General features: G+C 42.7%; 14 protein-coding genes. 4 read left to right on the forward strand and 10 right to left on the reverse strand.

Translation table 11 applies throughout. From position 1 onward, the window contains the following. Nucleotides 1–5 precede the first annotated feature (5 nt). The 3 genes from RWN13_RS12180 to RWN13_RS12190 are packed head-to-tail and all read left to right on the forward strand — an operon-like array spanning nt 6 to nt 3,071. Nucleotides 6–926, forward strand: a complete 921-nt coding sequence (locus RWN13_RS12180) for a carbohydrate ABC transporter permease (RefSeq protein WP_314063875.1) — start codon at nt 6–8, stop codon at nt 924–926. A 21-nt stretch (nt 927–947) separates the two neighbouring features. Continuing rightward, a complete protein-coding gene (locus tag RWN13_RS12185) occupies nt 948–2,399 on the forward strand; it encodes an ABC transporter substrate-binding protein (RefSeq protein WP_314063877.1) in 1,452 nt (483 codons plus the stop codon). Nucleotides 2,400–2,456: 57 nt separating this feature from the next. Further along, entirely contained in the window at nt 2,457–3,071 is a 615-nt protein-coding gene (locus RWN13_RS12190) for a DUF624 domain-containing protein (protein ID WP_314063880.1), read from the forward strand. A gap of 62 nt (nt 3,072–3,133) precedes the next feature. Here the strand turns inward: RWN13_RS12190 and RWN13_RS12195 are convergent, their stop codons facing one another. The 10 genes from RWN13_RS12195 to iolA form a co-directional block, all read right to left on the reverse strand. After that, nucleotides 3,134–3,544 carry a hypothetical protein gene (locus RWN13_RS12195; RefSeq protein ID WP_314063881.1) on the reverse strand — a complete coding sequence of 137 codons (411 nt, stop codon included), beginning with the start codon at nt 3,542–3,544 and terminating at the stop codon, nt 3,134–3,136. Further along, nucleotides 3,541–3,984 carry a LytTR family DNA-binding domain-containing protein gene (locus tag RWN13_RS12200; protein WP_314063884.1) on the reverse strand — a complete coding sequence of 148 codons (444 nt, stop codon included), beginning with the start codon at nt 3,982–3,984 and terminating at the stop codon, nt 3,541–3,543. The genes RWN13_RS12195 and RWN13_RS12200 overlap by 4 nt, the downstream gene beginning before the upstream one ends. Before the next feature lie 136 nt (nt 3,985–4,120). Then, complete coding sequence (fba, locus tag RWN13_RS12205; RefSeq protein WP_314063886.1) at nt 4,121–4,975, reverse strand: class II fructose-1,6-bisphosphate aldolase; 855 nt, start codon at nt 4,973–4,975, stop codon at nt 4,121–4,123. Between the two features lie 10 nt (nt 4,976–4,985). Beyond that, complete coding sequence (gene iolG, locus RWN13_RS12210) at nt 4,986–6,005, reverse strand: inositol 2-dehydrogenase (RefSeq protein ID WP_314063888.1); 1,020 nt, start codon at nt 6,003–6,005, stop codon at nt 4,986–4,988. 34 nt (nt 6,006–6,039) lie between these two features. Next, nucleotides 6,040–6,933 (reverse strand): myo-inosose-2 dehydratase, encoded by an 894-nt coding sequence (gene iolE, locus RWN13_RS12215; RefSeq protein ID WP_314063890.1) that lies wholly within the window; start codon nt 6,931–6,933, stop codon nt 6,040–6,042. 223 nt (nt 6,934–7,156) lie between these two features. Next, on the reverse strand, nt 7,157–8,188 hold the full coding sequence (iolG, locus tag RWN13_RS12220; RefSeq protein WP_314063894.1) for an inositol 2-dehydrogenase: 1,032 nt from the start codon (nt 8,186–8,188) through the stop codon (nt 7,157–7,159). Nucleotides 8,189–8,282: 94 nt separating this feature from the next. Further along, complete coding sequence (iolD, locus tag RWN13_RS12225; protein WP_314063896.1) at nt 8,283–10,196, reverse strand: 3D-(3,5/4)-trihydroxycyclohexane-1,2-dione acylhydrolase (decyclizing); 1,914 nt, start codon at nt 10,194–10,196, stop codon at nt 8,283–8,285. 25 nt (nt 10,197–10,221) lie between these two features. Then, a complete protein-coding gene (gene iolC / locus RWN13_RS12230; protein WP_314063899.1) occupies nt 10,222–11,190 on the reverse strand; it encodes a 5-dehydro-2-deoxygluconokinase in 969 nt (322 codons plus the stop codon). Between the two features lie 32 nt (nt 11,191–11,222). After that, complete coding sequence (gene iolB, locus RWN13_RS12235; RefSeq protein WP_314063902.1) at nt 11,223–12,035, reverse strand: 5-deoxy-glucuronate isomerase; 813 nt, start codon at nt 12,033–12,035, stop codon at nt 11,223–11,225. Nucleotides 12,036–12,107: 72 nt separating this feature from the next. Further along, nucleotides 12,108–13,568, reverse strand: coding sequence for a methylmalonate-semialdehyde dehydrogenase (gene iolA, locus RWN13_RS12240; protein ID WP_314063904.1), 1,461 nt, complete (start codon nt 13,566–13,568; stop codon nt 12,108–12,110). Nucleotides 13,569–14,005: 437 nt separating this feature from the next. Here iolA and RWN13_RS12245 point away from each other — a divergent pair, with 437 nt between their 5' ends. Further along, nucleotides 14,006–14,761, forward strand: coding sequence for a DeoR/GlpR family DNA-binding transcription regulator (locus tag RWN13_RS12245; RefSeq protein ID WP_314063907.1), 756 nt, complete (start codon nt 14,006–14,008; stop codon nt 14,759–14,761). Nucleotides 14,762–14,799 lie beyond the last annotated feature (38 nt).

The raw sequence follows: 14,799 nt of genomic DNA on the forward strand, positions 1-14,799 counted from the left end.
ATTAAATGGCAAAAACTAGTAAACTTGCCAAGCGCATGAATAATTTTTCCCGACCAGTTGAAATAATGTTTACCATTTTGTTAGGATTATTTACACTTAGCTGCATTTTTCCTTTTATTTTTGTTATCATTATCTCATTATCCAGTGAGACGTCTCTAGCTCAAAATGGCTATGCGATCATTCCCGAGAACTGGAGTTTGGAAGGGTTTAAGTACTTGTTTCAAATGAAAGAGCAGTTACTACGATCGATTGGTGTCTCGTTGTTTGTGACCATTGTTGGAACGTTGATGACGATTTTTATGACGTCAACCTACGCTTACGCCTTGTCACGTAGTAACTTTAAGTACCGTAAATTTTTTACTTTTTTGATTTTGTTTACGATGCTCTTTAGTGGTGGTTTAGTTCCAGGTTATATTGTAATGACGCAGATGCTTCATTTGAAGGATACGGTTTGGGCACTGATATTGCCAATGTGTCTGAGTCCGTTTTATGTGATTGTTATGCGAACGTTCTTTAAACGTTCGGTACCGGATTCGATTATTGAATCTGCTAAAATTGATGGGGCTTCGGAAATACGTGTTTTTGTTAGCATTGTATTGCCTCTGGCTTTGCCGGGGTTAGCGACTATTGGGTTGTTTTCAACCTTAGGATATTGGAACGATTGGTTTAATGCGCTGTTATACATTGATAGTGCCAAACTGGTTCCTCTCCAATTCATGTTAATAAAGATTCAAAATACTATGGAATTTATTTCCACGAATGCACAGATGAATGCCGATGTGGCATCAAGTGTTAATACGAATTTACCGCAGGAATCTACCCGGATGGCCATGGTTGTGGTGTCCGTTTTGCCAATTGCCATGACTTATCCTTTTTTCCAGCGTTATTTTGTGGAAGGGTTAACGATTGGTGGCGTCAAGGAATAAAAAAAGAGGAGACGATACAAAATGAAAAAGAAATTAATGTGGCTTTTGGTTAGTTTAATCCCAGTCTTTTTAGTTGTTGCAGGTTGTGGCAAGAAAGAAGCAGAAGCGTCTAAAGATGGTATCACTAAAATCACCTGGTATATGGCGGGTGATGAAAGTAAGGATCACGAAAAAGTAGTGGAGGAAGCTAATCAATACTTGCGTGAAAAAGTAAACGCTGAAATTGACATTAAGATGATTGGATTTGGCGACTATGAGAAAAAGATGCAAGTTATTATTTCCTCTGGGGAAGCTTACGATATTTCTTACGTGACTAACTATGTTGCAAATGCGAATAAAGGAGCCTATTTAGATTTAACGGACTATCTGGATACCACCTTAAAAGGTGCGGCTGATCGCTTGGCTGACGGCTATATTAAAGGGGCATCAATTGACGGCAGACTGATGGCATTTCCAATTAATGGGGCAATTGCTTCTGCTAATTATTGGGTATTTCCAGAAGACTTAGTTAAGGACAATGGCCTTAATATTGAAGCGGTTCAGGGGTTAGACACATTGGAACCTGTACTAAAAGGATTTAAATCAGCCAATAGTGATGTGACACCTTTGGGGATAGGGGCTGGTTTTAGAGTCGATATTCCTTACGACAGTATTTTAGGTGATGGGCTACCATTTGGTGTTTCTTTGGTTGGTGATGAAACGACAATCGTTAATACTTACAAAACACCGGAAATGATGGCATCACTAGAAACGATGCATGACTATTATCAAGCGGGCTATGTGATGAAGGATGCGGCGACAGCAGTCGATGATCCATTCCCATTGAAAAAAGATAATAAAAATTGGTTCGCTCGCAAGCAAACATCGGGCTATGATGGCACGTCGGGGATTGAATCGTTAACGGGTTTCCCGGTAGTAGCTAAGCGGCTAACACCTGAAGGCATTAAAACCACTTCATCTGCAACGGTAGCACTGCAAGCCATTTCTGCTAATAGTAAACATAAAGAAAAAGCGATGGAAGTCTTAAATTTAGTCAATACTGATGAGACATTAGCTAATATTTTGGCCAATGGTATCGAGGGAATTCACTATGAAAATAATCAAGATGGCTCAATTACTTTCTTGGATCAAAAACAAGACTATACGTTAGGTGGTTGGCAGTTTACCGACTATAAGTTGCAAAAAGTCAGTAAGTTGCAAACGCCTGAACAAATTGCTGAACAAGAAAAATTTATTGAAGAAGCCCAAGAATCACCAGCGCTTGGTTTTGCTGTTGATACTAAGCCAATTAGAACAGAAATTGCCAGTATTCAAGGTGTAATGGATCAGTACTTAGCTAGCCTGCATACAGGAACGGTTGATCCAAAGGAAAAAGTGAAAGAGATGAATGAAAAATTGGATAAGGCTGGGATGGAAAAGGCCTTGGAAGAAATTCAAAAACAATACACAGAATGGCAAAAGACAGCTAAATAGGTCAAGCCTAGCTGATTGTTTAGCAGATATCTGCCGTTAAGAGAGGAGTGACATGCAATGGGGAAATGGTTGGTCATAGGGTCGGAATGGGTATATCGCGTGGTAAAAGCTAATCTGACTTGGCTAGGCTTAGTTATTTTAGGTGGAGGAATTTTCGGTTTTTTCCCAGCGACGATTGCATTAGCTCGGTTGGTTAACAAATGGCTCCAAGGGGAAAAAAAAGTCCCCATTTGGCAAGTAATGTGGCGTGAGTATCGTCTTCATTTTAAATTAGGGGCCCAACTGACGATAATCTATGGCGGTAGTTTAGTGGTAATTCTGGTTAATTTACGTTTAGCATTTCAAATTCATCATTTGTATTTTATGATGATTGCTTATATGTTGATATTCCTATTGGCTATCTGGTTGATATCATTGATGTATTTGTTTCCTTTAATTGCCAATTTTGAAGGCAGTTGTTTTGGTTATTTGAAACAGGCCATTGCTATCGGGTTAAAGGACTTTAAAATTCTTGGCATGCAAATTATCGGCATCTTCTTGATTTGGTTGCTTAATTTAGAATTTTCATCTTTACTTCTGTTTGGGACTGCCGTGATTTGGCAATTGTACACAGCTTATTGTTGTCGTAAGGTTGTAGAGAAAATCACTAAGGCGCAAGTTGCTTATCAATAATAAAAGCAAGAGGAGGGACAAACGTCTCTCCTCTTGTTTTTATTATATGTTGTTCAGTTTCCCTATCTTAATAGCTTATTCAATCGCGCCACTTCCTGGTCATTTTTCTTTTTGGCATAGACGTAAAACCCTAGAACATGGCCAATTAATGAAAGAAAGAGCATTCCAAGGGCCCAAGGAAGGACTCGGTTGAACATCTCAGGTGATAACAGCCAAATGACGGCTAATCCACCAGCTAGATTTAAACTAGCGGAAATTAGAATATTAACACTGGCAGGTAAAGTGAAGTAGTGCCATAAACTTGTATAAAGGACACCGAATAGCAAAGCGGAAATAAAAGCAACGGCGAGGATTCGCCAAATGAATGAGATCCCAAAGCTGCTTGATTGGCCAAAGAGGGTAAGTAATAAGGTGACCCAAATAGTGGTAATGCTAAAGACTTGGAAAAACTGGTTTTTTAGTGTGTGACTCATAAGAAATTCCTCCTAAATTGTTTGAGATAGTGGCGGCTAACGTAATAAGTTAATTGATTGGCTAAATGAAGTTCAATACGGGCGTTACTGGCAGACACAAATTGGGCCACGTGATCTAAATTCACTAGTACTTGGTTATTGATTTGCATGATACGCGTTTTAGTTAGGTCCTCTTTGACGACTTTAAGTCGCTGGTTTAATAAATACATGGAACCATCCAGTGTTTGAACATTGCACATCGTTCCTTCGGTTTCGATTGCTAAGACCTGATGTAAATCTAATTTGAGTTGACGGTCATTTTTAGCGTTAATGACGGTCAGTTTTTGTTGTTGGTTTAGGGCTCGCTCAATGTCTTGCCAACTTTGTTGTTGATCTGGATGAGTGACGATTTTAGTTGTATCTCGGGCTTGTTTGGTATCAGTTGTAAAAAATAATTTCACAGGCTCTCCTCCTCGAAAATAACTATACCATGAGGGACCTAGTAGTGGGATGTTTTTGTGCTAGGTTGCATAAAAGAGCCATTTTGTTGCAAAAAAAGAAGCTTATCGCCGATAAGCTTCTTTTGACCGTCCTGATTTAGCCTTTTCCTGCAGAACCAAAAAGAGTGATTTTGTCACTGACTACCGTTGAAATAGCGGCAGTGGCGGGGGCTAATACTAAGCGGGGTTCGTGATTCTTTGACCCAGTGGCTAATGATTCTCTAATAGATTGAAACCATGCTTGATTTGTTTCGGTGTTGATGTTTATCTTAGCATGGCCAAGCTGGATTGCTTTTGTTAAATCGGCATCTGGAATACCTGATGCACCGTGGAGAACTAGTGGTACTTGGCAGTTTTCTGCAATTTCAGCCATTTCAGTGAATCCTAGTTGCGGTTTGCCAACGTATTCTCCATGAACTGATCCTAAAGCGGCTGCCAGAGCGTCGATTCCCGTCTCTTGGACCAGACGCTGGCAATCTGCTAGTTTTGCGTATTGGATCCCAGAGATCAGGCCATCTTCATTGCCACCAATCGTGCCGACTTCCGCTTCCACGGAGACGCCTCGTTTGGCGGCGTAGTCGGTCACTAGTTTTGTTAGGCGGCTGTTTTCAGCAAGAGGTTCATGAGAGCCATCAAACATTACAGAGGAAAAGCCGGCATCAATGGCTGCCAGACAGCGTGCCACTGACTGGCCGTGATCCAAGTGAAGGACAACTGGGACGGTAATCTTTAGTCGTCTAGTGGCAGCCGTGAGGGCCAGTACAATCCACTCGAAGCCGCCTAAAAAATCAACCAGTCGATCGGAAGCCGCCACAATAACAGGGGACTGATTGTCTTGGGCGGCGTTTAGAATAGCATCAATCCACTGAATGCCGTTAATATTAAATTGTCCGACTCCATAACGTTCTACTCGTGCCTGGGGCAAGACATCCTTGAGTGTGACAAATGCCATAGTCTTTTCTCTACTCTTTCCCTTGAATTTTTTTAACAGCAACTGGACGACCACTTGTCAGGGACTCTTTAGCTGCGGCTGCAATTCGTTGAGCCATAATGCCATCTTCGAAGGTACATGGAACAGCTGAGCCAGTTTGAATGGCAATGAAAAATTGTTGCACTTCAGCGATGTAAGCATGGTTGTATCGTTCAAGGAAGAAGTGTAACGGCTGGTCTTGGCTGACAGACTCGCTGGAGGAGAAGGTTACCCGAGTTTCCGTTTCATTCTGACTTTCGGCACTGCCTTTTGATCCAAAGGCTTCAATTCGTTGATCATAGCCATAGACTGCTTGACGACTGTTGTCGATAATGCCGAGAGCGCCGCTTTCAAAGGTTAATTGAATTAAAGCAGTATCTACATCTCCGACAGTAGCGATATCAGGATTAACTAAAGCAGCGCCAATGGCATAGACTTCTTTAACCTCGCCAGCTACAAAGCGTGCCATGTCAAAGTCATGAATGGTCATGTCCATAAAGATACCGCCAGAACTTTTAACATAATCAAGGTTTGGTGGTTCGGGATCGCGAGAGGTAATTCGTAAAATATGCAAGTCACCTATTTTACCGGTGGTGACATAGTTTTTCACCCGACCGTAATTTTGATCGAAGCGGCGATTAAAGCCAACTTGCAGTTGAACACCTGCTTTTTTGACAGCGTCATAAGCTGCCATGGTTTCCTCATCAGAGAAACTAATGGGTTTTTCACAAAAGATATGCTTGTTAACAGCTGCTGAGCGCTTAATTAAGTCTACATGGGTATCGGTTGGTGAACAGATAAAAACGACATCGATTTCCTTATCATTAAAAATCTCATTTGGGTCGGTTACTAATTGAGGAATGTGCCACTTGTCAGCCCATTCTTTAGCCTGCTCTGCATGTGGATCAGCGATGGTTTTTACAGTTATACCATCCATTCGCAACATGTTTTCAACGTGTAATTTACCAATTCTACCAGCGCCGACGACGCCGACTGTTAGTGTCTGTGTCATTCTGTTTCCTCCTTATAACTGAATCGTAGTTGGCCTAAATGGCCCAAGTATCTTTAATGTAACGACGTGCTTTGATGGCGTACTCTAATGGATTGGCCAGAGCAGGGTCTTGTTCTGCTTCAACGACAACCCAACCTTCATACCCACTGGCATCGATGGCCTTACAAATTGGTTTAAAGTTAATCATGCCGTCACCAGGAACCGTAAAGACTCCCTTTCTAACCCCTGTGAGGAAGCTATCTTCTGCTGTGACCACTTCTTTTGCAATAGCTTCTCGAATATCTTTAAAGTGAATGTGTTTAATTCGTTGGTGGTGAGTCTGATAAATGGCTAAAGGATCTTCTCCTGAAAATACCAGATGACCAGTGTCATATAACAAAGAGACTTTTTCTGGGTTGGTTTCAGCCATTAGGCGATCAATCTCTGAAGTGGTTTGGACGCCCGTTCCCATGTGATGATGATAAACGATGTCCATCTCTTTTTCGGTTGCTAAATCCCCAAGCGCTTCAAGTCCTTCAGTTAAACGGTGCCACTCTTCGTCAGTAAAGATCGGTTTCTTAGTGAAAACAGGTAAATCTTGTCCTTGAATGCTGTGACCTTGTTCTGAGACAACGATAACCTTGGCCCCCATGGCTGCTAGAAAGTCACGATGCTTAATAAAAGCCTCAGCTGTTTCTTCAAATGGTCGAGTAGTTAAGAACGCGCTGAACCAAGCACTGGCAACTTCTAAATGGCGTAACTCTAGATAAGGGCGTAAAATGGCAGGCTCTTTAGGGTATTTATTGCCAATTTCGGTACCGCTAAAACCAGCCAGAGCCATTTCACTAATACATTGTTCAAAAGAATTTTCTTTCCCGAGCTCAGGCATGTCGTCATTGGTCCAGGCAATCGGAGCGATTGCCAGTTTGATTGGTGAAGCAGTTGTCATAAATTTTCCTCCTTAATATTGTAGGTCCGGTCTCCACTATCGGTAAGTATTGAAGTACCAATCATAGGGGGCCTCTTTTTAACTAGGTGTCCAGTCTCTGTTATCACTACGCTTTCCTTCTAGGGCATCAATCTCTAGAGGTTAAAACCTTAAGAATTGAAGGGTTTACCAATAGAGGAGATTCTTCGTTAACTAGCATTCAGTTAGTCGGTCATTAGCTCAATTAGTTGGAACGGTCAATTTCAACGATGCTGTTGGTCTCAAAAGATGTTTGGCAGGCAGTGGCAATTTTGGTGGCTTGCAAGCCATCTCTAGCAGAAACAGGTGTTGGCAAGTCGTCTAAGATGCAGGTGGCAAAGGCCTTCATTTCGCTGACAAATGCTTGACCAAAACGTTCTGGAAAGTTTTGACTAGTTGGACGAACGACCCCGTGCTCATTAAAAAGAGTGACCAGATTTTTTTCAGGAGCGGCTCCAATTCGTAACATGCCTTTCGTGCCAATGATTTCCGTTTCAACATGATAACCATGAGCTGCGTTACGTCCTGTAACTAAGAGAGCCATGGTCTGGTCCGTCAATTGCATCATTGCTGTACCGGTCTCCAATTCGTTAACCTGGTCCAACTCTGGATAAGCGGCATTTTTACCGAGTGCCCAAACACGACTGACCTCTTGTTGACTAAACCAGCGGATCAGATCAATGTCATGAATGGCCATATCGGCAAAGATACCACCGCTGTTACTGTCAGCCGCAAACTTGACGAAACTTTCCATGCCGCTACTAGGGTCGATGCCGTAGCACCTGATAACGGTTAGCTCGCCTAATTCCCCTGCGGCTACCAGTTCTTTAGCATACTGGTAGGAGTCGTCAAAGCGTCTCATAAAGCCAATCATCAATTTTTGTTCAGGGTGTTTCTCACTAAGGGCCAATGTTTGATCGATTTCAGATAGGGAGAGGCCGATTGGTTTTTCGCAAAAGACATGTAGCCCTGCTTCCAGCGCCAATTGAATTTGCTGACAGTGGAACCCTGAAGGTGAGACGATAACAATGGCGTCCAAGTTAGGGCTTGCTAGCATCTCTTGATAGTCTAAATAGGTTTCTTTGACGTTTAGCAAAGCCTGGGCAGTGGTTAATTCATCCTGATTAAGACTACAGATGGCAACTAGGTCCATTTCAGGAATATTCGTGGCAATATTAGTGGCATGGGTCATGCCCAATCTTCCGAGTCCAACTAAGCCAATTTTAATCTTTGACATAGGGTAACCTCCTTATAATTAGTTTTAAGCGCGTTTGGGTAAACAGGAAGGAGGCCGGATGTTATTTGGGGCCTCCTAAAGTGTTGTATCTAAATCAGTAGGGTTTGGCTTGATTAAGTCCCTTATTTTTTTCGTTAAAGGCGGTCTGAATACTTGATTTTTCAGAGACTTCCGCTACCCCGACGTGCCACCAAGCATCATAGCCGTCTGTCATGGTTTTAGGCAGTACTTTGATGTCAATCAAAGTGGAAACAGCTTGCGTTGCAGCATCTGCCAAGGCGGCTTTAAGTTCTGCATAAGTGTGAACTTCATAGGTTTTAGCCCCATAACCGGCTGCAACTTGAGCGTAATTAATCACCATGGGTTGATGGCTTTCACTATCTTTTAATTCCGTATAAAAACTGTTACTACCATTACTCATCTGCAAGTTATTGATACAGCCGTAACCAGCATTATCAAAGAGTAGGACATTTATTTTTTTATGATACTGAAGGCTGGTGACTAATTCGGTATGCAACATTAGAAAACTGCCGTCACCTACCATGGCATAAACTTCTTTATCTGGATGAGCTAGTTTGGCTCCCAATGCGCCAGCAATTTCATAACCCATACATGAGTATCCATACTCCACATGATAGGTATTGGGCTGAGAACTCTCCCAGAGTCTCTGTAAATCACCGGGAAGTGAGCCGGCGGAACCGACAATCACAGCGTGAGGAATCAGGTTATTAATCATCAGTAAAGCACGGGTTTGGGTCATTTCAGTCTCTAAGGCATCCGCATACTCAATTAATTCAGCTTGAGTAAACTGATCCGCTACCTCAGGGGTAAACTGCTCCCGATCGAAGGTAATACCGGCCAGGCGTTGGCGCTCTTTTTGCCATTCCTCTTGGTAAAGGCTTAGTTGATTATTGTAAGCAGACGTATAATCGCCCAGATGTTGAGACAATAGCTCAAGAGTAGCCCTCGCATCGCCAACAACAGGTAAGGCATCTAGCTTATAAGCTTGTGTTCGACTGACGTTAATATTGACAAAGGAGGCCTCTTCGAAGTTAAAGAGGGACTTTGAGCCAGTGGTAAAGTCCGTATAGCGGGTGCCGACTCCGATGATGAGATCTGCCTGGGCGGCTGCTTTATTGGCTGCCAGATTGCCGGTGACGCCAAGGCCACCTAGATTATGTTTGAAAGAAGATTCAACGGTGGATTTCCCAGCTTGAGTTTCAACTAAGGGAATCCCGTGGGTGTCGGATAGTTTAATCAAAATATCCCGAGCACCTGAGTATTTGGCACCGCCACCGACGACGATCAGTGGGTATTGACTTTCGCGTAAGGCCGCAATCAACTCCTTTAACTCACGGTCTGTAGGAGTCCTGCGATCTAAATAATGAACCCGTTCTTGAAAGAAGCTCAAAGGGTAATCATAGGCCTCGCCTTCCACATCTTGTGACAAACAAATGGTTACAGGCCCGGAGGTTTCCGGATTAGTCAGAACATCAAAGGCATGAATCAAACTGGACATCAATTGTTCAGGGCGGGTGATACGATCCCAGTAACGAGAGACTGGCTTTAAGGCGTCATTGGTCGTGATTCCGGGGCTTTGAGCCTGTTCAATTTGCTGTAAAACCGGGTCGGGCTGTCTGGTTGCAAAGGTGTCTCCAGGCAGGAGAAGCACTGGCAAGTTGTTGGCCAAAGCTGTGCCTGCTGCTGCTACTAAATTGGCTGCGCCAGGTCCAACAGAGGTGGTAACAGCATAGATTTTGCGTCGCAATTGTTCTTTGCCATAGGCGATTGCAGCTAACGCCATGCTTTGTTCATTTTTTCCTTGATAAATCTTTAAATGCCCTGGATGTTGTTCCAGAGCCTGACCGATGCCAAGTACATTGCCGTGGCCGAAGATGTTGAAGACACCTTCAACGAAAAGTTTTTTTTCACCGTCAATTTCAATGTATTGCTGATGGATAAATTTAACTAAGGCTTGAGCGGTTGTTAAGCGAATGGTTTTTTCCATAATAATGTCCTTTCTACAGGTAAACTTAGTTCAAGTCTTGTTCCTTTATCAAGGCTTCAATCTCGACAGCCGTTGGCATTGCTTCCGAGGAGCTGTGTTGGCTGACTACAATTGCTGCCGAAGCGCTACCATATTTTAGCGCTGTTTCGATGCCTTTGCCGCTGTTCAAGGCATAGAGAAAAGCCGCAGCATAGGAATCACCAGCCCCAAAAGTTTTTAAGACCTTTGTTTTATAGGATTTGCCACGATAGGTGTTGCCCTCCTTGGTATAGGCGTAGGAACCTTCAACACCGTGTTTAATCACAACTAGTTCTGGGTGATGGTTAAATAAATGGGCAACCGTCGCCTCATTTGTTCCTTTTTCAAGATTTTCCATCATGTCGTATTCATCCCGTGTCCCAATAACGATATCGGATTGTTGAGCGACTAATGAATAATAGATGGCGGTTTCATCTTTGTTTTTCCAAGTATAAGGCCGGTAGTCCAATTCGAAGACAATCTTCACGTTATTTTTACGAGCCAGTGCCACTGCTTTTAAGGTGGCTTCACGAGAAGGACTTTGGGACAGGGCCGTTCCAGAGATGACGAGTGAGCGACTTTCTTTGAGGTAATCCTCGCTGATTTCATCGGGACTTAGATACAAATCTGCTACTTGTTCGCGGTACATTAAGATACTGCATTCTTCTGGGCTTAAAATTTCAGTAAAGGCTAAACCAGTTTTATGACCATCCTGATCAATAATCATCTGACTGGTGTCGATGCCAGCAGTTGCCATATACTGTTCGATAAAACGGCCGTGCTGATCATCGGGAATTTTTCCGATAAAGCCAACATTTAGCCCTAATTTAGCTGAACCAATGGCAATATTAGCTGGTGAACCGCCGACGTATTTTGAGAATGTCATAGTATCTTCCATGGGACGGTTGTATTCAACGGCGTTTAAGTCGATGCAAGCTCTGCCTAAGGCAATCATATCGTACTTTTTTGTGTGCATGAGAGTCTCCTTCTTTCAAGTGTCATTAATGTTTATCTGTTTAAAATCCATTCGTGGTCAGGATCGTTGTGGAATTGCCATTTTCGTGTCGGACCTGCCATGATATTTAAGTAATAACTGGTGTAACCATCAGGGACGCCCACAGGGTGATAACCTTTTGGTACAACCACCACATTGCCATTTTCAACGCTCATGGTTTCGTCTAAGGAGCGGTCATCAGTATAAACCCGTTGAAAGACGAAACCTTGTGGGGGATTTATTTCATGATAATAGGTTTCTTCCAGCAAAGATTCCTCGGGAAGGTTGTCTTGATCATGTTTATGAGGGGGATAACTAGAAAAGTTACCTCCTTCCGTATAGACTTCCACTACGAGCAAGCGGTCTGCAATAGGGGAAGTGTCAGGTAAAATATTGTGAACGAGACGTTTGTTGTTTAAGATGCCTCGCGCTTCAATTGAATTATCTTTAGCAGGGATGAACGTCAGCTCTTTTGTAACCGTGGTTGGCGAATAACATAATAGGATACTGGCTTTTCTTTCAGTTGTCAGCGTAAAGGTCGTCTGCCGTGGCAAATAAACACTGTCTGTGGGAATCTTGTCAAAAACCGACTGTCGTGTGCCGATATTAGTCAAGTGAGTATTGCCAGAAATTAGGGAGGCTTGTCCGGTTAAAATCACTGCGCAACATTCATAATCTGTTAAGGTCTCTTGATAGCTAGCCTCTGGTCTTAAGTCAATCAGTTTTAGTTCAATATAGTCAAGGGAGGCATTCTGTTTGTTTATGGTCTGACGCAACGTGACCCCGGGACTGATCACCTGTGGTTGTTCCTTATATAAAAGCTTCATGTCAACCGAACTCCTTTTAAATTAGTTATCACACAAGGATGGCGTTGAAACGTGTTAACACCATTCTTAGAGTTAAATAGATGCTTTGGGGTAGCGGGCAGTGACGACTTTTTTACGTGTGTAGAAGTCGACCCCATCTTTCCCATTGGCGTGCAAGGTGCCGTAGAAAGACGATTTCCAGCCTGAGAATGGGAAGAATGCCATGGGGGCCGGAACACCTAAGTTAATGCCTAGCATGCCAGCGTCAATCGTCTCTCTAAAGTAACGAATGGCTGCTGCATTATTGGTAAAGAGGCAAGCGCCATTGGCGAACTCAGATTTATTGGCCGTTGCGATGGCTTCTTTTAAATCTTTGACGCGTATGATTGACAGTAGCGGAGCAAATACCTCCTCTTTCCAAATAGTCATATCCGTTGTGACATGATCGAAAATAGTTGGGCCGACGAAAAAACCTTCTGAAGGGATATGTTGACGACCGTCTGTGAGTAATGTGGCACCCTCGGCCAGCCCAGTTTCGATATAATTAAAGGTTCTTGTTTGATTGTCTTTACGAATGACCGGACCTAGAAAAACACCATCATCTAAGCCATTACCAATTTTGACTTCTTTGATCTCGTTGAGCAATTTTTCAATAAAGGCATCTGCGACCTCTTCTTCAACGGTGACAACAGCCGCCGCCATGCAGCGCTCGCCAGCCGATCCGAAAGCTGCCCCAATAATATTAGTGACCGTATCATCTAAATCTGCATCTTTCAGGACGATACTGTGATTTTTAGCTCCAGTTAAGGCTTGAACTCGTTTTAAGTGTTGGCTGCCTTTTTGATAGACATACTCACCAACTGTTTTGGAACCGACAAAAGAAATCGCTTTAATTTCAGGGTGTTCCAAGATACCGTTAACAATGTCGTGTGCCCCATAGACCACATTAAAGACGCCTTTAGGTAAGCCGGCTTCGGTAAATAGCTCGACTAATTTTTCAGTTAATAGAGGCGTACGTTCAGATGGTTTTAAGATAAAACTATTGCCGCATGCGATGGCCATTGGAAACATCCAGCATGGTACCATCATGGGGAAGTTGAAGGGCGTAATGCCACCAACAACACCTACAGGGTAACGATAATTGACTGCCTCGACATCTGTCGCAATCGAAGCGAGAGAATCCCCCATCATTAACGTTGGTGCGCCAGCTGCAAATTCAACGTTTTCCAAGCCCCGTTGCACCTCGCCTAAGGCTTCTTTTGTGTTTTTACCATTTTCAATAGTGATGAGCCGAGCCAGTTCGTCTGCATTTTGGGCTATTAATTGTTGGAAGCTAAAGAGAATTCGGGCTCTTCGTGGAACGGCCACCTCTTTCCATAAAGCAAAGGCTGCTGCGGCTGCTTGAGTGGCCTCTTCTAGATCTTCTTTAGTAGAGAGGGGAACTTGGCAAATAATCTCACCTGTCGCTGGGTTGAGGACATCTTCATAGTCAGTGGTTCGACTCTCAACCCATTGGCCGTTGATATAGTTCTTTAACTTTCTTGGTTCCATCATATCGTTTCCTCCTTGAAAAGCTTTATCAATCAGTGATTATTTCCTCAAACCCAGGGATGTGGATCTGTATGTGTGGAGCTGATTTAGAAAGCTAAACTTATTTTTCTGATAATAATAAAAATATTTGGTTCTCTTTTGGTTATGTCTTGGTTACATGTTATCGCTAAATTTCAAAATAGTCAATCTTTTTTTATAACAAGCCAGAAACATTTTCATGTCAGTCTGTGAAAGGGAAAATGACGTTAATAAAGAGAGGGAAGATTAGTGAAAATAGGCGTTGAAAGAGAGTGGCTAGTATGGCTAGTAATTATCAATTGATTAACTCTTGGTCATGTGTTATATTTTAAACGTGATAAATATGAGGTATTATTAAATGGAGCCGTCAGCAGTCTTCAAAAAACTGTCAGGGGGAAACGATAAGAGAAAGGGGGCAGAGGATGAAAGTTCAACGAATTCATGAGATTGAATCCTACGTCAAACGTCATGGGGCTGCGTCTTTAAATGAGTTATGTGAAGTATTTGAAGTCTCGAAAAATACCATTCGAAGAGACACTAATTACCTCATAAAAAAAGGGTTAGTTGAAAAAGTTTATGGGGGGGTTGTCTTGAAAGAGGATAATTTGGTCTCATTTGAGAACCGTCAGATCAAACATCAGGAAGAAAAGCGGTTGATTGGCAAGGAAGCGGCCAAATTAATTGAAGAAGATGATCTGATTTATGTCGATTCCGGCACTACGACTAAGTACTTAATGGAGTTTGTCCCGCCAGATATGAGCTTTACGGTTGTCACGAATAACCTGGACGTCATCAATTCGGCTGCGCAATTGGAACACGTGCAATTGTTGGTAGTGGGCAGTAAATACAAGCGTAAAACCCGCTCATTTATTGAGATGCAGAATCATCAGATTTTGCCAAATTTTAATATTAATAAAGCCTTTATGGCCACAACAGGCTTAACCTTACAAAACGGTCTGACAAACTCGGACATGTTAGAAACTCAGATAAAGAAAGCCATTTGTGAGAAGGCTGCTCACATTTATGTCATGGCTGATACGAGCAAGTTTGGCCATTCCACTTTGTTAACATATGCAAAACTGGATGAAGTCGACGGCATTATTAGTGGAGGAACTCTTGGAAAAGAGTATCTTGACTATTTCCACCAACATAATATTGTTTTACACAAAGCTTATTGATTGTTCAATAGGCTTTTTTTTCACTAATAAATCCATTG

Origin of the sequence: uncultured Vagococcus sp. (assembly GCF_963518325.1) — a bacterium.
Taxonomy (GTDB): Bacteria; Bacillota; Bacilli; order Lactobacillales; family Vagococcaceae; genus Vagococcus_D.